Genomic DNA, 17,176 nt, shown 5'->3' with positions numbered 1-17,176 from the left:
GACCACAGACAAGGGGCATGAAAAGCCTCAATTCGAATGGCTTTTGGCTTCGCTGAAGCCAGCAATCCGGAAGGTGGAGTATCGTGTCAGTGAAGGTGTCCCGCGGGATCTTGGCCGCATCCTTGTTGATGGTTCTTGCAGGCTGCAACGCCGGCAATCCGGGTGGAGCGCTGAGCTCGGCCGCCGACAAGCCGGCAGCCGCTCCGGCGACCGCCGCCGCCCCGATGGTCCAGGGTTTCTGCCCGACGATCGCGCTGCGGGACGGCACCGCCTATCACCGCGTCTACGCCAAGGGTGGCCAGGACGATCCGGCCAAGGTCGTCTACCAGGCGTCGCTCGCCGACACCACGCGTTCCTGCGCCCGCAGCGACACGACGCTCACGGTCACCGCCATGGTCCAGGGCCGTCTCGTTGCCGGTCCCGAAGGCAAGGCTGGACCGGTCAACCTGCCGATCCGCGTGGCCGTCACCGATGGCGACAAGGTCCTCTATTCGGAGCTGACCCAGTTCCCTGTCACGATCGCGGACGTCGCCCAGGCAACCCAGTTCGTCTTCACCAAGGACGTGACCATCCCCGGCGATGTCGGCGGTCTCACCAAGGTGCACATCGGCTTCGACGAAGGTCCGGTCAAAAAGAAGAAGTGATCCGGCTTAGGCGTCTGCCGCAATCCGCACATCACCGATGAAATGCAAGGGCGTCCGTTCTCCTGAACGGACGATAACACCAGATGCCGGGGGGCATGGGTGAACATCGCGATTATCAGGAATCCCGTCTCTGGAGGCCGTTCCGGAGCGCGGTTATGGCATGCTATCGATCCGCTCCTGGCCACCCATCTGCCGGGCGCCGTCGTGCGCGAGACGAGCATGGGCGGCGAGGCCGGGCCGCTGGCCGTCGAACTCGTCGAAAAAGGTTTCGACTGGATCATCGCGGTTGGCGGCGACGGGACGATCGGCGAGGTCGTCGACGGGATCATGCGTTCCTCCCGGCCGGGCACCCTGTTCTCCTTCCTGCCGACCGGCACCGGATGCGATTTCGCCCGCAACTTCGCCCTGCCGCCCGAGCCCGACGCCCTCGTGCGACGGATCGCGGGTGCTGCGGTGCGTCGGATCGACGTAGCGCGGATCCGTGCGCCCCTAGCCGACGGCCGGACCCTCGAGCGTCATTTCGTCAACATCGCCAGCGCCGGCGTCTCCGGCGAGATCGTCCGCGCCGTCAACAACCGCGAACGGCGACTGGCCAATGGTTCCGCACGCTTCCTGCTCGCCTCGATCGCCGGGATCCTGCGTTATCGCCCGCAGGGTGCGCGGGTCGTGGTCGATGGTCAGGAGGTCTTTGTCGGCCCGGTCACGGTCGCTGCGATCGCCAACGGTGCCTGGTTCGGCGGCGGCATGCATGTCGTGCCCTTTGCCGATCTCGCCGACGGAATGCTCGATGTCGGCGTGCTCCGCGGTGCCGGCCGGATCGGCGTGCTTGGCATACTCGCGCGGCTCTATTCGGCGTCCCATGTCGGTCACCCGCTGATCAGCTTCCACAAGGGGCGCTCGATCGAGATCGAACCGCTGCCGGGGGAGGCGCTGTCGGTCGAGGCTGACGGCGAGGCGATCGCTTATCGCCGCCTGTCGGTCGAGGTTCTGCCGGCGGCACTCAGCCTCAAGATCTGAAACCGGTCCGCGACGACGGCCGGCGCTGAGGCGTCACGGCGGCCCTCGTTTGTTGCCGTGCGTCAGGCGACGCCGGCCCAGCTTTCCATCGCGGCGATCACGGCCGGCAGGTCGTTCATCCGCGCAATCACGGTTTCCGCGCCTGCGTCGGTCAGTCGGTCGGCATGCGACGGATAGGTATGCGACGCACCGGTGAAGCCGATCACCCGCATGCCGGCGGCGCGCGCCGCATGCACGCCGTGCACCGAATCCTCGATCACGACGCATCTCGACGGCGAAACGTTGAACTGAGCGGCACCGTGCAGGAATATGTCCGGCTTCGGCTTGACCCGGTCGGCGCCGAGATCCTTGGCCGAATAGATGTGGGGAGCAAAGAACGGCTTCAGGCCGACCTTGGTCAGCATCATGTCCAGCCGGCTTGACGACGAGTTGGAGCAGATGCAGCGCGGTCCCTTGAGGCGGGCAAGTGCAAACTGCACGCCTTCGATCATCTTCACCTCGCGGGCGAGCCGCTGGTCGAGCAGGGCCTCCGACTTGTCGAGCAGGCTGGCCGAGAGTGGAATGTCGATTTCCTGCTCGACGGTTAGCAGGATATTCTTCCAGGTCATGCCGGCGAAGCGTTCGCCCATTTCCTCGACCGAGATCGGATAGCCGGCCTCGTTGAGCAGCTTGGATTCGACCTTGGCCGCGATGATCTCGGAATCGACGAGCACGCCGTCGCAATCGAAGATGGTGAGGTCGAAACCGCTCATGTCTGGAAATCCGTCCTGTGGTCCTGGGGGAGGGCCTGACCTACACGATGAGCTGACAAAGGACAATCCGGCACATGCCGCGGGAGCGGTTGCTGCGCGTCACTTTTCCGAGGCGAGCGCCAAAAGTTGCGGTTCGAGATGCGAAAGATCGCGGGTCACCGGGCGCCCCTGGCCCATCAGGTCGGCCATCCAGACGCCGTCTGCCGCAAGCCTGACGATTTCCAGGCGCGGGGAGTTGTCGGTCGCGCTGTGGACCTCGAGGCGGGCGTCGAGCCAGTTCGACCACTGTTTCCGCATTGCAGGATCGAAGATGGTCGTCGCCGAAAGTGCCGCCCACGGGCTGCGGGTTCCGAGCTTGTGGTCGGCGAATGCGGCCCGGACATAGGCGCGGGTGAAGCGGCCGATCGGTTCCGGATCGTCCGCCATGAAGCGGTCGATCTCGTCGCTGAACTGTTTGAGGAGGTCATCGAACACCGCCTCGATCAGCGCCTGCTTGCTGGAAAAGTGATGCAGCAACCCGCCCTTGGTCACGCCCGCCGCCTCGGCGACCGCCTGGATCGTGATCGCTGCCGGCCCCTGGTCGAGCGCGAGCTTGGCCGTCCGCTCGATCAGCGAGCGGCGAACCTTGTCGGGTTCCTTCTTGCGGTGATGTGCCGTCGCCATGGTCAGTGCGAAACCGAGCTGGAGAACGCGTTCATCACGACGACGCCCGCGATGATCAGTCCCATGCCGGCAAGCGCCGGATTGTCCAGCGACTGCTTGAACACCACGATGCCGACGATCGCCGTCAAGACGATGCCGAGCCCGCTCCACATCGCATAGGCGACACCGAGCGGAAGCCCCTTGAGCGCCTGCGACAGGAGATAGAAGGAGACCACGTAGAAAAACACCATGGCCCCTGTCGGCACGAGCCTGCTGAACTGCTCGGACTTCTGCAGGAAGGTCGTGCCGATCACCTCGAACACGATGGCGGCAGCAAGCGAGGCGTAGTTGATGAGCATGGCATTCATGGAAAACTCTCGGGGGACGGATATAACTGTCATCAAAGATACCGTCTGGTCGGTTTCTTTGCAAGTGGTGTCGACCCCGCTCCGAGCGGTTTCAGCCGGGCCGCTGCATTGGCTGGAGGATATCAGTCAGGCAGGGGAAACATGGCCGCAAACCGCCGCTCGCCTTCCGGTGAAAAGGCGACGACACGGCTGCCGGCCTCGCGCCGGGCATGGCCCTTGTCGAGCATGTGGTCGAGCAGCGCCTTGCCGAGTGAGCCGGAAAGGTGGTGGCGCCGCTCGCTCCAGTCGAGGCAGGCACGGCAGAGCGGACGGCGCAGCGCCTTCAGTCCGTCGACGTCGATGCCGTGGCTCGCCATCAGAACATCGCCGGCGGCGGTCAGTTGCGGATGCTCCTCGTCGCCCGCAATCGCGCCGGACGCGCGCAGGCTGTCGAGCATCCGCACCCCGTAATCGCCGGCGAGGTGGTCGTAGCAGACCCGCGCCTTTCGCAGCGCCGGCTCTTTGGGACCCGCCCGGTGGCGTACATGGCCGCGGCTCGCCGCAAAACCCATCAGCCCCTCGATCATCCGGCCGACGGCCGGATCGGCAAGAGTGAAATAGCGGTGCCGGCCCTGCTTGCGCTGGGCAAGCAGCCCGCCGTCCTCGAGTTTTGCCAGATGGGAGCTTGCCGTCTGCAGGGTGATGCCGGCCGCCCCGGCAAGCTCGGTCGCCGTCAGGGCCCGCCCGTCCATCAGCGAGAGCAGCATGTTCGCCCGGGCGGGGTCACCGATCAGGGCGGCAAGGCGCGCAATGTCTGGTCCTTCACTCATGCTTCGATCGTAATCGAAGCATCGTCGTCTGGCAACATGCGAGGAGAGGGGGCGGTTGATGTCGCCGCAGAAAAGGAGACCCCATGATTACCTGTGTCATCCGCTACCGGATCGATCCCTTCGCCCGCGACCAGTTCGCCGCCTATGCCCGCAACTGGGGTGAGGCGATCCCGCGCTGCGGGGCAGACCTTGTCGGCTATTTCGCCCCGCACGAAGGCTCGGCCACCACCGCCTACGGTATCTACCATATCGAGGATCTGGCAGCCTACGAGGCCTATCGCGCCCGTCTAGCCGCCGATCCGTTGGGCAGGGCGAATTACGACTTCGCTGCCCGCGAGCGTTTCATTCTCGAAGAGGACCGGATTTTCGTGAAGCGCGTGTCGGGCGAGCCGGCGAAGGGGATACGGCCGTGATCGCCGTGATCTTCGAGGTGACGCCTTATGTCGGCGAACGTCACCGCTATCTCGATCTCGCCGGCGAATTGCGGGCGAGCCTCGAGCAGATGGACGGCTTCATCTCGGTCGAACGCTTCGAGAGCCTGTCTGTCAGGGGCAAGCTGCTTTCGCTGTCCTTTTGGCGGGATGAGGAGGCGGTTCGCCGCTGGCGCGAAACGCAGGAACATCGCGAGGCCCAGCGCGCCGGACGCGGCGGCGTTTTTGCCGACTACCGCCTGCGCGTCGCCCATGTTCTTCGCGACTACGGCCTTGCCGAGCGCGAGGAAGCGCCGGGCGACAGCCGGGCGGCCCTCGGCTGAAGGTTTGCCGGTCAGGCCTTGCTGATGAACTCGACTTCGCCGGTCTCGATGTCGTAGACGGCCGGCACGATGCGGACCTTGCCCTCCTCGACGAGGTGGGCGACGATCGGGCTCTCGCGCATGATCCGCGCGGCGCCCGAAACCGCGTTGTTGCGCACGGTCTGGCCGACGAAGTCCTCCGACTTGAACAGCGCCGCAAGCGCGACCGGCAGGATCGGCTGCACCATCTTGCCGATCGAGCCGTCGAGTTCGGTGCCTTTCTGCACGACGTCGCAGGCGGCCGCGACCGCCCCGCACTTCTTGTGGCCCATCACCACGATCAGCGGCGCATGCAGATGCTCCGCCCCGTATTCGATCGTTCCGAGCGCACTCGTGTCGAGCACGTTGCCGGCATTGCGGATGACGAAGAGTTCGCCGAGCGTCACGCCGCCGAAGATCAGCTCCGGCGTCACGCGGCTGTCGGAGCAGGTGAGCACGATCGCCCAGGGATGCTGGCCGCCGGCCAGTTCCTCCCGCCGGTGCGCCAGATTGGAGGCGCAGGCATTGGCATCCTCGACGAAGCGACGATTGCCTTCGCGAAGCTTGGAAAGCGCCTGCTTCGGCGTCAGGCCGCCGGTTTCGGCCTCGTGGGCTGCCGCGGCCGGTGCTTCCGCTGCATGCGTTTCCGTTGCATGCCCTTCCGATGCGGGGGCCTCGGCGGCATGCGCGTCCGCACCATGGGCGTCCGCGGCCTGCTCCGCTTCGTGGGCCGGCTTCTTCTGCTCGTTGGCCGAGGCGCCCGACGCAAGCGCGCCAGCTGCCAGTCCGAAACCGGCGAGTTTCATCAGTTTGCGGCGGTTGAGGCCGGTCGTTTCGCAATCGAGGCACATGCCCTTGATCCCCCAGTCTAGGAATTGGTCGAATCCGGGCTGCCCCGGCGATCGCCATCCGCCTCCCGCGCAAGGAACCCCTCGTTGCGCGCAGGCGGTTGGCCGTCGGCGATTGTCCCGGGCATTGGTAAATTATGTTTTTCTGAAATGCCTCTTTTCGCTGCTCGGCCTGACTGTTTTTGGGCTGGAGGGCTCGGAAGGCGGGATGGGGCGCATGGGGGTGCGCTCGACAAGCCACGCGACGCTGACTATGCAGGTTCCATGGAAAAGGATCAGGACAACACGCTCGCCAGCCGCATCAGCCGCGCCCTCGCGGAGCGGATCATCCATGGCGAGCTGGTGCCCGGTTCCCGCCTCGGCCAGGATCATATCGCCGAGGAATTTGGGGCGAGCCACGTGCCCGTCCGCGAGGCGTTCCGGCGACTGGAGGCGCAGGGCCTTGTCGTCAGTATCCCGCGCCGCGGCGTTCGTGTAGCCGCCTTCGACCTGAAGCAGGTCCGCGAGATCGCCGAGATGCGCGCCGCGCTCGAGGTTCTGGCGCTGAGGCACGCGGCGCCCAACTTGACGCCCGCCGTGCTCGATGCCGCGGAGCAGGCCGCCGCCGATGCCGATGCCGCCAGGGATGTCCAGACCTGGGAGGAAGCCAATCGCCGCTTCCACCGGCTGATCGTCTCGACCTGCGACATGCCGCGCCTGCTCACCGTCATCGACGATCTGCATGCCGTCAGCGCCCGGTTTCTTTTCGTCGCCTGGCGCGCTGCCTGGGAGGCCCGCACCGACCACGACCACCGGGCGATTCTTGCCGCCCTGCGCGCCGGGGATGCCGGCGAGGCCTGCCGCATCCTCGAGCGCCACGTCCAGTGGATCGGCCGCGCGCCAATGCCGCAGACCGGCGGCCGCGACGACCAGGGTTTCGCCATCGTCGGCTGATCGAAAAATTATAGATAAAAATTCGACGCCTGTGGACTGTCGCACGTTTCCTACGCGGACGAGGCTGAATTCCCTTTGCTTTTTTCAGGCTCCTGCGGTTTGTATCTCAGTCTCAATCTGCTTTCTGGCTGGTTTTGTCGTCCCAAGTGCTTGCCTCGCAGAATTTTATAGATAAAAGATTCGTCGTGAATTAAATTATCTATAAAATGGAGAGTGTGATGACATCCATGTCTGCTTCTGCCCATCGTTTCGATCCGCTCGGTATCGAGAACCGTTCCCTGGCCGTCCAGTCGATCCTGCTGTTGATCGGCACGGCGGTCCTGGCGCTGGCCTCGCAGGTCAGCGTGCCGATGGTTCCGGTCCCGATCACCATGCAGACCTTCGCGCTCACCATGATCGGCGTGCTCTATGGCTGGCGTCTCGGCGCCTTGACTGTTCTCGCCTGGCTCGGCGAGGCGATGATGGGGCTTCCGGTTCTCGCCAATGGCGGGGCGGGGCTCGCGCCCTTCGTCGGCCCGACCGCCGGCTACCTCGCCTCCTTCCCGCTGATCGCCGCGCTTGCCGGCTACCTCGCCGAAAAGGGCTGGACCGGCAGCCGCGTCGTGGCGAGCTTCTCCGCGCATCTCCTGGCGAACCTCGTCTGCCTCGCCGTCGGCGGTGCGTGGCTGAGCTATCTGATCGGTGTCGAAAAGGGCCTGAGCCTCGGCGTCACGCCCTTCGTCCTTGGCGCGGTGCTGAAGTCGGCGCTCGCCGCCGCCCTGCTGATGGCCATCGGCCGTCGAGCCGTGACCCGCGTCGACCTCTGAGCCGGGGCCCGAGCGAACGGCAGGGCAGGTCATGACGGTCAGGCTTCGCGCCCATCACCTGCTCTGCATGCTGACCTATGTCGGTCGGGGCTATTCCCCGGCCTTCGTCGCAAACTACGAGCATATCGCCGCACGGCTTACGGCCGGCGAAGAGATCGAGATCGTCGAGGGCCCTGACGATATTTGCGCACCGCTCCTGCGCGACGCCGACTGCCATTGCCTGGGAGATGGTGTCGTCAGGCGCGATGTGGCGGCGCTCGATGCCGTCGCAGCCTTGCTCGGCGGGCCGTTGCCGCCCGGCACGCGGTTCACCCCGACGGCAAGCCTGATCACCCGCCTGCGAAAGACCTTTGCGACCGGCAAAATCCGCACGGCCTGTTCCGGCTGCGAATGGTCAACTCTCTGCGACGGTGTCGCCGATGGTGGCTATCTCGGGGTGAGGGTGCTCCCGTAGGTGACGGCTGTCCTTCTTCCCGATGGGGAGAAGAGGGAAGCGGCACTGCCCGGCCTTCATCTCCGCCTTGTGCCCTTCCCGAAGCCCTCGGCGATTCACCATCTTCCGTCTCTCTTCGGCACGAAACCGCTGTTGCCAATGGATTTTCTCAACTTCCCTTCAGCCTTTGGTAACCAAGTTCGGTAACCATGAGCCTCGTTATCCCGTGCTGCGTCAGCGTAAGAGTGAGTAACCGATGGCTTCCGTATTTCCGCTTGCCGAACTTCGCCGTTCTTCGGATCCGTTCTCCTGGGTCGACAGCATCATCAAGGGCGATTGCGTTGCCGCCCTCGAAGCCCTTCCCGACAAGTCGGTCGACGTGATCTTTGCCGATCCGCCGTACAATCTGCAGCTCGGCGGCGCGCTGCATCGCCCGGACCAGAGCCTCGTCGACGCCTGCGACGACGAATGGGACCAGTTCGCTTCCTTCGAGGCCTATGATGCTTTCACCCGCGCCTGGCTGCTCGCCTGCCGCCGCGTCCTGAAGCCGACCGGCACCATCTGGGTCATCGGCTCCTACCATAACATCTTCCGCGTCGGCGCGACGCTCCAGGATCTCAACTTCTGGATCCTCAACGACATCGTCTGGCGCAAGACCAACCCGATGCCGAACTTCAAGGGCCGCCGGTTCCAGAATGCCCACGAGACGATGATCTGGGCTTCGCCCGATCCGAAGGCCAAGGGCTACACCTTCAATTACGATGCGCTGAAGGCGTCGAACGACGACGTCCAGATGCGCTCCGACTGGCTGTTCCCGATCTGCTCCGGCGGCGAACGCCTGAAGGGCGACGACGGCAAGAAGGTTCATCCGACCCAGAAGCCGGAAGCGCTGCTCGCCCGCGTCATCATGGCCTCCACCAAGCCGGGCGACATCGTGCTCGATCCCTTCTTCGGCTCCGGCACCACGGGTGCGGTGGCAAAACGCCTCGGCCGTCATTTCGTCGGCATCGAGCGCGAACAGGACTATATCGATGCAGCGTCCGCCCGCATTGCCGGCGTGACCCCGCTTGGCAAGACCGAACTGACGGTTCTGACGGGCAAGAAGGCCGAGCCGCGCGTCGCCTTCACCACGCTTCTTGAAAGCGGCCTGGTCAAGCCCGGCCAGGTTCTCACCTGCGCGCGGCGCCGCCATTCGGCGGTCGTGCGCGCCGACGGCACGCTCGCCTCGGGCAGCGAGGCCGGTTCCATTCATCGCCTGGGCGCGAAGGTGCAGGGCGTTGATGCGTGTAACGGATGGACGTTCTGGCATGTCGATGACGGGCACTCCCTGCGCCCGATCGACGAGTTCCGGGCCGTCATCCGCAGTGGGCTGGCAAAGCTGGACTGACGATCCGCCCAGCTTTGCCAGTCCGGAAATTCTCCGGCCGGTCTTGTACCTCTAGTCCCGGCGGGAGAGCCTTGACGCCCGGAGCGGAAACGCTTCGGGCGTCATCCCGTTTCACACCTTGTAGTCGGTGACGTCGACCGAGATGATCTTGCCCTTGGCGTTGAAGGTGATCGTTTCCTCGCCGAAGCGCACCAGCGGCTCGCCGGTCTCGGCATTCGTCGCCTTCAGGCGCCAGACGGCGCGTGCCGCCACCGGCGACACTTGCTCGGTGAGTTCGTCGACGGCGACCTGGTCGGGATAGGTCGCAAAATAGCGACGGAAGGCCGCCATGATGTCGTCCCGGCCGCTCAAACCCCCGACCTTCACCGAGCCGTAGACGGCATCCTCCGCGAAGAAATCCTCGATCGTTTCGAAGTCGAGGGCATTGATGGCGTCGTGAAAGCGGCGGGCGGCGGCAACGGGATCGAAGGGCATCATGGCTCCGGAAGCGGGAAGGGCATGTCGGCCGCCAGGTCTCTCCGCCGCGGCGCCGACACATACCAATTGTCAATGACGCCATCTTCGCCCGGCCGAAAGTTTCGGACAAGCCGGGCCACCTAATCATGGCTGCGAAACATGGGGACGACGCCGAAGCTGGCGGCATGGCCTGAGAGCCAAACGGCGTTTTCCATCATGTGAACCCGGCGTCGTCGCGGCCAACGGTCCTGCACGACCTTGCCACCGGCAGCCGGAAGCCTTTGTGAATTCGACCGTCTTGACGGTCGAACTGGCGCAGGACGGGGACCGCCATTCCCGCCTGCGCCAGCATCTTTTTCAGGCGTTCCCTAAAACCTTGCGGAACCAACCGCCAGATGCCTGATAAATCCCGTACCGGATAGAAGCCTCAGATCGCCACGCCCAGTTCCCTGAGGTCGGCTTTGAGCTTGTCGGCTCCGGTGAATTGTACCGCCTGCCAGCCGGCGTCGCGGGCGCCCTGGGCATTGGCGCTCACGTCATCGATGAACAGCGCTGCGGCCGGTTCGAGACCGAAGTCGTTGGCGTGGCGCTCGTAGATCGCCACATCCGGCTTGAGCAGGCCGATCTCGCCCGAGACGGTCACGCCGCGCGGCAGGTTGAGGAACGGATACATGCGCCGGGCCTCGACGAAGGTGTCGGCGGCGAAGTTGGTCAGCATGGTGACGTCGAAGCCGGCGTCGATCAGGCCGGTCATGATCGCGACGCTGTCGTCATAGGCATAGGGCACCATTTCGTGCCAGTTCTGCCGGAAGGCGCGGATGTTCTCCTCCTGCTCCGGAAACCGGTCGATCAGCAGCGCCTCGGCCTCGGCCCAGCCGCGGCCGCGGTCCTGTTCGAGGTTCCAGTCATGCGTGCAGACGTTCTCGAAGAACCACCGACGTTCCGTCTCATCGGGAATGATCCGGCTGAAGGGCAGGTTCGGATCATAGTGGATCAGCACCTTGCCGATGTCGAACACGATGTGGCGGATGGGCTCGGACATGTCTTATCCCTTGGTTGTCGAAAAGGCGGATGGAATAGCCTGCGCAATTGCTTTTTTCATGACAGTCGGCAGCGCTTCGGCGTCAAGATTTGTGACCGGCGCCCAGAAGCCGTGAACGGCGCCGGCCTCCGTGCGCGCGAGATGCACCCGGTAGACCCCGAGCCTGAGCTCGAAATGGGTGAAGACATGGGTGACGGTGCCGCAGGCCTGCCAGTCGGCAGCAAAGGGCGCAGCATCGGTTCCCGTTTCGCCGTCGACCCGTGCCGTCCAGCCGGTGGTCGGCACCTCGGTCATGCCGCCCAGCAGCCCGCTGTCGGGACGGCGGCGCAGGAGCAGATGCCCGTCCTCGTCGACGGCGACGAAGGCCGCGCCCTGCCGGACCGGCTTCTCCTTCTTCGCCGCTTTGACCGGAAAGCGCTCCGGCTCGTCGGTCGCAAGCGCCAGGCAGACGTCGTTGAACGGACAGAGCGCGCAGGCCGGCCGTTTCGGGGTGCAGATCGTCGCGCCCAGATCCATCATCGCCTGGGCGAAATCGCCCGGCCGGTCGGCCGGCGTCATCGCGGCGACCTTTTCCTTCATCTGGGGCTTGGAGCCGGGCAGGGGCCCATCGATGGCGTGAAGCCGCGAGATCACCCGTTCGACATTGCCGTCCATCACTGCCGCCTGCCGGTTGAAAGCGATCGCCGCCACGGCAGCCGCCGTGTAGTCGCCGATCCCGGGCAGGCTCTTCAACCCCTCCTCGGTGTCGGGGAAGCGCCCGCCATGGTCGGCCGCGACCGCCTCGGCGCATTTCTTCAGATTGCGGGCCCGCGCATAATATCCAAGCCCGGCCCAGGCGACCATCACGTCCTCTGCGGGCGCCCTCGCCAGGTCGTCGACGCTCGGCCAGAGCGCGATGAACTTGGCGAAATAGGCCTTCACTGCCGCGACCGTGGTCTGCTGCAGCATCACCTCGGAGAGCCAGATGTGGTAGGGATCGGGCTTCACGCCGCGCCGGGCCATCGCCGGCGAGATCCGCCAGGGAAGCTCGCGATGGTGGCGGTCGTACCAGGAAAGCAGGGCGCTTGCCGCGGGTTTCTTATGGATTGTCACGCGCTTCGTTTGCCGGTGAGGGGGAAAGTGCCTTATATCTGGACAAATCGACCCGCCGATCAAGGGTCGGAGTGAAAGGCTCCACGGTATTCCATGAGTGCTCCGCGAAAAGGCGTGATCCAGATCTCCGAGGTGGCGAACGGTATCATCGATCCGGTGCTGGCCCGTCGCGCCGGGATCACGACGGCCTTGCTCGGTTCCTGGGACGAGATCGCCGGCGAGAATTTCGCCGACTGTTCGCGGCCGGAAAAGATCGCCTGGCCCCGCCGCGGCGATCCGGGCAACGAGGGTGGCCATAGACCCGGCGTGCTGACGATCGCCTGCGAGGGCGCCCGCGCGCTCTTCTTGAGCCACGCCCAGGGCGAACTCATCGCCCGCATCAACGGCTTTTTCGGTTATCCGGCGATCGGCCAGATCCGCATCGTCCAGAAGCCGGTGTCGGTCGCCACCCTGAAGCCATCTCGCCCGCGCAAGCTTGAGGGTGAGAAGGCAAGGAAGCTCGCCGGATTGCTGGAAGGCATCACCGACGACAAGCTCAGGCAGGCGATCGAACGGCTCGGCACGGGCGTGATGTCGCAGCGTCGCAAGTAGCGCGCGGCGAACATGAAGAAGATTTAATGCTTTAGCCGTTCGGAAGTCACGATTCTTTGATGGAACGGCCACCCCACCGCCTTGTTTGCCGCCATCTGGCGATATAACGGTTGGCAACTTCAAAACAGTCATCAGGGTGCATTGATGTCGATACTCGAACAGTCCCTCACCAAGCGCCGCCTGCTCGGCGGCGTCGCTCTCGTCGCCATGAGCATGGCGCTCGCCGCCTGCAGCGACGACGGCGACAAGGCCGCCGAGGCTGCAAAGCCCGCCGAAACCGGCACCGCGGCACCCGCGACCGAAACCGCCCAGACCCAGACGCCGGCCCCCGCCGCCGAGCCGGCAGCCCCCGCCGCCAAGGTCGAGCTGCCGACCTCCGACCGCGACGTCGACATGGCCGAAGTCTTGAAGCCCGGTCCGCTCAAGGAAATGGCGCTCGGCGATCCGAACGCACCGGTCAAGATCGTCGAATACATGTCGATGACCTGCCCACATTGCGCCAACTTCCACGCCAAGACCTTCGACGCGATCAAGGCCAAGTATGTCGACGGCGGCAAGGTCTATTTCGTGCTGCGCGAATTCCCGTTCCCGCAGGACACCGCGTCGCTCGCCGCCTTCATGCTGGCGCGCTGCACGCCGGAAGACCGCTACTTCCCCTTCGTCTCGATGTTCCTCAAGCAGCAGATGAGCTGGGCCGCCCCGGCGGACAACGATGTTCGCGGCGCCATGCTGCAACTGTCGAAACTCGGCGGTTTTACACAGGAGAGCTTCGACGCCTGCTTGACGAACGCGAAACTTGCCGGTGATGTGACGGCAGTCAGGGACCGCGCGGCCAAGGATTACGGCATTCAGTCGACGCCGACCTTCCTGATCAACGGCAAGAGCTATTCGGGAGACATGTCGGTTGAAACCATGTCCGCGCTCATCGACAGCCTGCTCTGATCGGCGCACCGACTTTTCGACGGGCGGCGGGGAAACCCGCGCGCCCGTTTCTTACCTCCCCCTTGAGGGGGGAGGTCGCGCGAATGCGCGGGTGGGGGTGACACTCGTGACGATCACCCCACCCCGGAGCTTTGCTCCGACCCTCCCCCTCAAGGGGAGGGTGTAGTCATGAAGTTCAATCGCCTGCGCCTGCTGGGCTTCAAGTCCTTCGTCGAACCGACCGAATTCATCATCGAGCGCGGCCTGACCGGTGTCGTCGGGCCGAACGGCTGCGGCAAGTCGAACCTTGTCGAGGCGCTGCGCTGGGTGATGGGGGAGAACTCCTACAAGAACATGCGCGCGTCCGGCATGGACGACGTGATCTTCTCCGGGTCCGGAAACCGGCCCGCCCGCAACACGGCCGAGGTTGGCCTCTATCTCGACAATGCCGACCGCACCGCGCCCGCCGCCTTCAACGATGCCGACGAGATCCAGGTGACGCGCCGCATCGAGCGCGGCGAGGGATCGATCTATCGCATCAACGGCAAGGAAGCCCGCGCCAAGGACGTGCAGCTCCTGTTTGCCGACGCCTCGACCGGCGCCCGCTCGCCCTCGATGGTCGGCCAGGGCCGCATCGGCGAGCTGATCGCGGCAAAACCCCAGGCGCGCCGCCAGCTTCTGGAAGAAGCGGCCGGCATTTCCGGCCTGCATTCGCGTCGCCACGAGGCGGAACTGAGGCTGCGCGCCGCCGAGACCAATCTGGAGCGGCTGGAAGACATCACCGCCCAGCTCGAGACGCAGATCGAGAGCCTGAAGCGCCAGGCCCGCCAGGCCAACCGCTTCAAGATGCTGTCTGCAGACATCCGGGCGCATGAGGCAATTCTGCTGCACATCCGCTGGAGCCAGGCCAAGCAGGCCGAAGGCGAGGCGGAAAGTGCCCTCAACCAGGCGACCTCAATCGTCGCCGAAAAGGCGCAAGCCCAGATGGAGGCGGCCAAGGCGCAAGGGATCGCCAGCCTGAAGATGCCGGAGCTGCGCGAGGAGGAAGCGCGCGCCGCCGCCGCCCTCCAGCGCCTGCAGATCGCCCGCACCCAGCTCGACGAGGAGGCGAGCCGCCTGCTTCGCCGCCGCGACGAGTTGACCCGCCGTCTGGCCCAGCTTTCCGGGGACATCCGCCGCGAGGAGCGCCTGGTCGCCGACAATGCCGAGGTGATCGAGCGGCTGACCTCGGAAGAGGCCGAACTTGAAGACATCCTCGCCGATTCCGGTCGCTACGGAGAAGAAGCCCGCATTGCCTTCGAGGCGGCGGCCGCGACCCTCTCCGAAAGCGAGAAGCGCTTCGCCGCGCTCACCTCCGAGCGCGCCGAGGCGGCTGCCGGCCGCAACCAGCTGGAGCGCCTGATCCGCGATCTCGCCGACCGCCGCCAGCGCCTGGCCCGGCAGGTCGAGGAGGCGAATGGCGAGCTGCAGCAGGTCGCCGACCGCATTTCAGCCCTTCCCGATCCAGAGGAAAAGCGCGAGATGGTCGAGGCGGCCGAACAGGCGCTCGCCGACAGCGAGGCCGTCGCCGCGGAAATCGAGGGCAGCCTGGCCGAGGCCCGCCGTACTGAAAGTCTCCTGCGCCAGCCGCTCGAGGCCGCCCGCTCCAGGCTAAACGCGCTCGAAACCGAGGCGCGCACCATTTCCCGCATGCTCGCCTCTGCCGTTTCCGGAGATTATGCCCCAGTTGCCGAGGAGCTGACCGTCGACCGCGGTTTCGAAACGGCGGTCGGTGCCGCCTTGGGTGACGATCTCGACAGCCCGCTCGACGCGGCCGCTCCCGCCCACTGGCTGCTCAATGGCGACGGCTCTTCCGATCCGGCGCTGGCCGCCGGAGTCGAGGTACTGCTTTCCCGGGTGAAGGCGCCGGCCGCGCTCACCCGCCGGCTTCGCCAGATCGGCGTGGTCGCCGATGCCGCCACCGCGCTTGCCCTGATGCCGAAGCTTCTACCCGGCCAGCGTCTGGTGACGCGGGAAGGGGCGGTCTATCGCTGGGACGGCCACGTCACCGGCTCGGAAGCGCCGAGTGCCGCAGCCCTGCGTCTCGCCCAGAAGAACCGCCTGGCCGAGATCGAGACGGAGCTCGAGGAGGCGGCTTATGCCCTGAGCGATGCCGAGGAACGGCTCGCCGAGGCGGTCGACGCGATCCGCATGGAGGAGACCCGCCTTGCCGAAGCCCGCGACATGCAGCGGCTTTCGGTCCGCCATCTCGCCGAATCCCGCGAGGCATTGACCCAGGCCGAGCGGGCCTCCGGCGACCTGATCCGCCGGCGCGTCGTCATCGAGGAGGCGGTCAACGGCCTGAACGCCCAGATCGAGGAAGCGCTCGAGCAGGAGGAAAACGCCCGCATCGAGATCGAGGAGACCCCGGACCTCTCCGCCCTCGACATGCGGCTGCGCGAGGCGGAAGCCGAGGTGGCAACCGATCGCGGTCGCCTGGCCGAAACGCGTGCCCGTTTCGAGGGGCTTGCCCGTGAGGACGAAAGCCGTCGCCGCCGGGTGCTGGCGATCCGGCAGGAGCGTTCGACCTGGCAGACGAGGGCGCTGAGCGCCGAGGAACATATCGCGACGCTGCGCGACCGCGAGGCCGAGGCCCAGGACGAAATGATCGGCCTGGAGCTCGCGCCCGACGAGTTCGACGAGAAGCGCCGCGCCCTGATGAACGAGCTTGAAAAGGCCGAAGCGGCCCGACGGGCTGCGGCCGATCGGCTGGTGGAAGCCGAAAGCCGGCAGCGCGAGGCCGACCAGAAGGCGGCCGCCGCCCTCGCCGAACTGGCCGAAAGCCGCGAAAAGCGCGGTCGCGCCGAAGAGCGCCTGGTGTCGGCCCGCGACTGGCGCAAGGAGGCCGAAGCCCGAATTCAGGAGGCGCTCGCCGTTCCCCCGCACGAGGCCTTCCGCCTGACCGGCCTCAAGGACCCGTCGGAAATCCCCGATCTGCGCGAGGTCGAACGCGACCTCGACCGGCTCCGCATCGAGCGCGAGCGCCTTGGCGCCGTCAATCTGCGCGCCGAGGAGGAACAGAAGGAACTGTCCGAACGGCTGGCGGCGCTGATCAAGGAGCGCGACGACATCATCGATGCGATCAAGAAGCTGCGCGGCGCCATCCAGAGCCTCAACCGCGAGGGCCGCGAACGCCTGATCGCCGCCTTCGACGTGGTCAACGCCCAGTTCCAGCGGCTCTTCACCCATCTCTTCAACGGCGGCACCGCCGAGTTGCAACTGATCGAGAGCGAGGACCCGCTCGAGGCCGGTCTTGAAATCCTCGCCCGTCCGCCGGGCAAGAAGCCGCAGACCATGACGCTGCTTTCGGGCGGCGAACAGGCGCTGACCGCCATGGCACTGATCTTCGCGGTGTTCCTCACAAATCCGGCGCCGATCTGCGTGCTGGACGAGGTGGATGCGCCGCTCGACGACCACAATGTCGAGCGCTACTGCAACCTGATGGACGAAATGGCCGCCTCGACCGAGACCCGTTTCGTCATCATCACCCACAACCCGATCACCATGGCCCGCATGAACCGCCTGTTCGGCGTCACCATGGCGGAACAGGGCGTCAGCCAGCTGGTTTCGGTCGACCTTGAGACCGCCGAGGCACTGCGCGAACGCGAGGCCGTCTGAGTCGTT

Annotated in this window: 19 protein-coding genes; 11 read left to right on the top strand and 8 right to left on the bottom strand. The window is 65.7% G+C overall.

From position 1 onward, the window contains the following. Nucleotides 1-83: 83 nt before the first annotated feature. A complete protein-coding gene (locus HHL25_RS10205) occupies nt 84-644 on the top strand; it encodes a hypothetical protein (RefSeq protein WP_169589943.1) in 561 nt (186 codons plus the stop codon). A 99-nt stretch (nt 645-743) separates the two neighbouring features. Continuing rightward, a complete protein-coding gene (locus tag HHL25_RS10200) occupies nt 744-1,661 on the top strand; it encodes a diacylglycerol/lipid kinase family protein (protein ID WP_169589942.1) in 918 nt (305 codons plus the stop codon). A gap of 62 nt (nt 1,662-1,723) precedes the next feature. On the opposite strand, the gene HHL25_RS10195 is transcribed toward HHL25_RS10200, so the two are convergent. From HHL25_RS10195 to HHL25_RS10180, 4 genes are all read right to left on the bottom strand, one after another. After that, nucleotides 1,724-2,413 (bottom strand): HAD family hydrolase, encoded by a 690-nt coding sequence (locus tag HHL25_RS10195; protein WP_169589941.1) that lies wholly within the window; start codon nt 2,411-2,413, stop codon nt 1,724-1,726. 99 nt (nt 2,414-2,512) lie between these two features. After that, a complete protein-coding gene (locus tag HHL25_RS10190) occupies nt 2,513-3,076 on the bottom strand; it encodes a TetR/AcrR family transcriptional regulator (RefSeq protein ID WP_169589940.1) in 564 nt (187 codons plus the stop codon). Nucleotides 3,077-3,078: 2 nt separating this feature from the next. Continuing rightward, a complete protein-coding gene (locus tag HHL25_RS10185; RefSeq protein ID WP_169589939.1) occupies nt 3,079-3,423 on the bottom strand; it encodes a DMT family transporter in 345 nt (114 codons plus the stop codon). A gap of 122 nt (nt 3,424-3,545) precedes the next feature. Next, nucleotides 3,546-4,232, bottom strand: coding sequence for an ArsR/SmtB family transcription factor (locus tag HHL25_RS10180; RefSeq protein WP_169589937.1), 687 nt, complete (start codon nt 4,230-4,232; stop codon nt 3,546-3,548). Between the two features lie 83 nt (nt 4,233-4,315). Here HHL25_RS10180 and HHL25_RS10175 point away from each other — a divergent pair, with 83 nt between their 5' ends. Together HHL25_RS10175 and HHL25_RS10170 are read left to right on the top strand one after the other, a co-directional pair. Then, nucleotides 4,316-4,645 (top strand): NIPSNAP family protein, encoded by a 330-nt coding sequence (locus tag HHL25_RS10175; protein WP_169589934.1) that lies wholly within the window; start codon nt 4,316-4,318, stop codon nt 4,643-4,645. Continuing rightward, nucleotides 4,642-4,986: an antibiotic biosynthesis monooxygenase family protein gene (locus HHL25_RS10170; RefSeq protein ID WP_169589932.1), complete on the top strand. Its 345-nt coding sequence runs from the start codon at nt 4,642-4,644 to the stop codon at nt 4,984-4,986. The genes HHL25_RS10175 and HHL25_RS10170 overlap by 4 nt, the downstream gene beginning before the upstream one ends. An 11-nt stretch (nt 4,987-4,997) precedes the next feature. On the opposite strand, the gene HHL25_RS10165 is transcribed toward HHL25_RS10170, so the two are convergent. Further along, on the bottom strand, nt 4,998-5,855 hold the full coding sequence (locus HHL25_RS10165; RefSeq protein ID WP_246701772.1) for a carbonic anhydrase: 858 nt from the start codon (nt 5,853-5,855) through the stop codon (nt 4,998-5,000). A 261-nt stretch (nt 5,856-6,116) separates the two neighbouring features. On the opposite strand from HHL25_RS10165, the gene HHL25_RS10160 reads away from it, so the two are divergent. From HHL25_RS10160 to HHL25_RS10145, 4 genes are all read left to right on the top strand, one after another. Next, nucleotides 6,117-6,785 (top strand): GntR family transcriptional regulator, encoded by a 669-nt coding sequence (locus HHL25_RS10160; protein ID WP_169589929.1) that lies wholly within the window; start codon nt 6,117-6,119, stop codon nt 6,783-6,785. Nucleotides 6,786-7,003: 218 nt separating this feature from the next. Next, nucleotides 7,004-7,591, top strand: a complete 588-nt coding sequence (locus HHL25_RS10155; RefSeq protein ID WP_169589926.1) for a biotin transporter BioY — start codon at nt 7,004-7,006, stop codon at nt 7,589-7,591. A gap of 31 nt (nt 7,592-7,622) precedes the next feature. Next, nucleotides 7,623-8,045, top strand: coding sequence for a DUF1284 domain-containing protein (locus HHL25_RS10150; RefSeq protein WP_169589924.1), 423 nt, complete (start codon nt 7,623-7,625; stop codon nt 8,043-8,045). Between the two features lie 235 nt (nt 8,046-8,280). Next, nucleotides 8,281-9,411: a site-specific DNA-methyltransferase gene (locus tag HHL25_RS10145; protein ID WP_169589922.1), complete on the top strand. Its 1,131-nt coding sequence runs from the start codon at nt 8,281-8,283 to the stop codon at nt 9,409-9,411. A 111-nt stretch (nt 9,412-9,522) separates the two neighbouring features. Here the strand turns inward: HHL25_RS10145 and HHL25_RS10140 are convergent, their stop codons facing one another. The 3 genes from HHL25_RS10140 to mutY all read right to left on the bottom strand — a co-directional run bounded on the left by HHL25_RS10140 (nt 9,523) and on the right by mutY (nt 12,001). After that, nucleotides 9,523-9,885 (bottom strand): nuclear transport factor 2 family protein, encoded by a 363-nt coding sequence (locus HHL25_RS10140; RefSeq protein ID WP_169589920.1) that lies wholly within the window; start codon nt 9,883-9,885, stop codon nt 9,523-9,525. Between the two features lie 409 nt (nt 9,886-10,294). Continuing rightward, nucleotides 10,295-10,909: an HAD family hydrolase gene (locus HHL25_RS10135; protein ID WP_169589917.1), complete on the bottom strand. Its 615-nt coding sequence runs from the start codon at nt 10,907-10,909 to the stop codon at nt 10,295-10,297. A gap of 3 nt (nt 10,910-10,912) precedes the next feature. Then, nucleotides 10,913-12,001: an A/G-specific adenine glycosylase gene (gene mutY, locus HHL25_RS10130; RefSeq protein ID WP_169589915.1), complete on the bottom strand. Its 1,089-nt coding sequence runs from the start codon at nt 11,999-12,001 to the stop codon at nt 10,913-10,915. 93 nt (nt 12,002-12,094) lie between these two features. On the opposite strand from mutY, the gene HHL25_RS10125 reads away from it, so the two are divergent. The 3 genes from HHL25_RS10125 to smc all read left to right on the top strand — a co-directional run bounded on the left by HHL25_RS10125 (nt 12,095) and on the right by smc (nt 17,170). Further along, nucleotides 12,095-12,592, top strand: coding sequence for a DUF721 domain-containing protein (locus HHL25_RS10125; protein ID WP_169589913.1), 498 nt, complete (start codon nt 12,095-12,097; stop codon nt 12,590-12,592). A gap of 144 nt (nt 12,593-12,736) precedes the next feature. Continuing rightward, on the top strand, nt 12,737-13,534 hold the full coding sequence (locus HHL25_RS10120; protein WP_169589910.1) for a DsbA family protein: 798 nt from the start codon (nt 12,737-12,739) through the stop codon (nt 13,532-13,534). 168 nt (nt 13,535-13,702) lie between these two features. Continuing rightward, on the top strand, nt 13,703-17,170 hold the full coding sequence (gene smc, locus HHL25_RS10115; RefSeq protein ID WP_169589907.1) for a chromosome segregation protein SMC: 3,468 nt from the start codon (nt 13,703-13,705) through the stop codon (nt 17,168-17,170). The last annotated feature ends 6 nt before the right edge of the window (nt 17,171-17,176 follow it).

The sequence above is a fragment of the Rhizobium terricola genome, assembly GCF_012927355.1.
GTDB lineage: Bacteria > Pseudomonadota > Alphaproteobacteria > Rhizobiales > Rhizobiaceae > Allorhizobium > Allorhizobium terricola.
The sequence above is the reverse complement of the archived record's forward strand: the minus strand, read 5'-3'. Positions and strand labels throughout refer to the sequence as shown.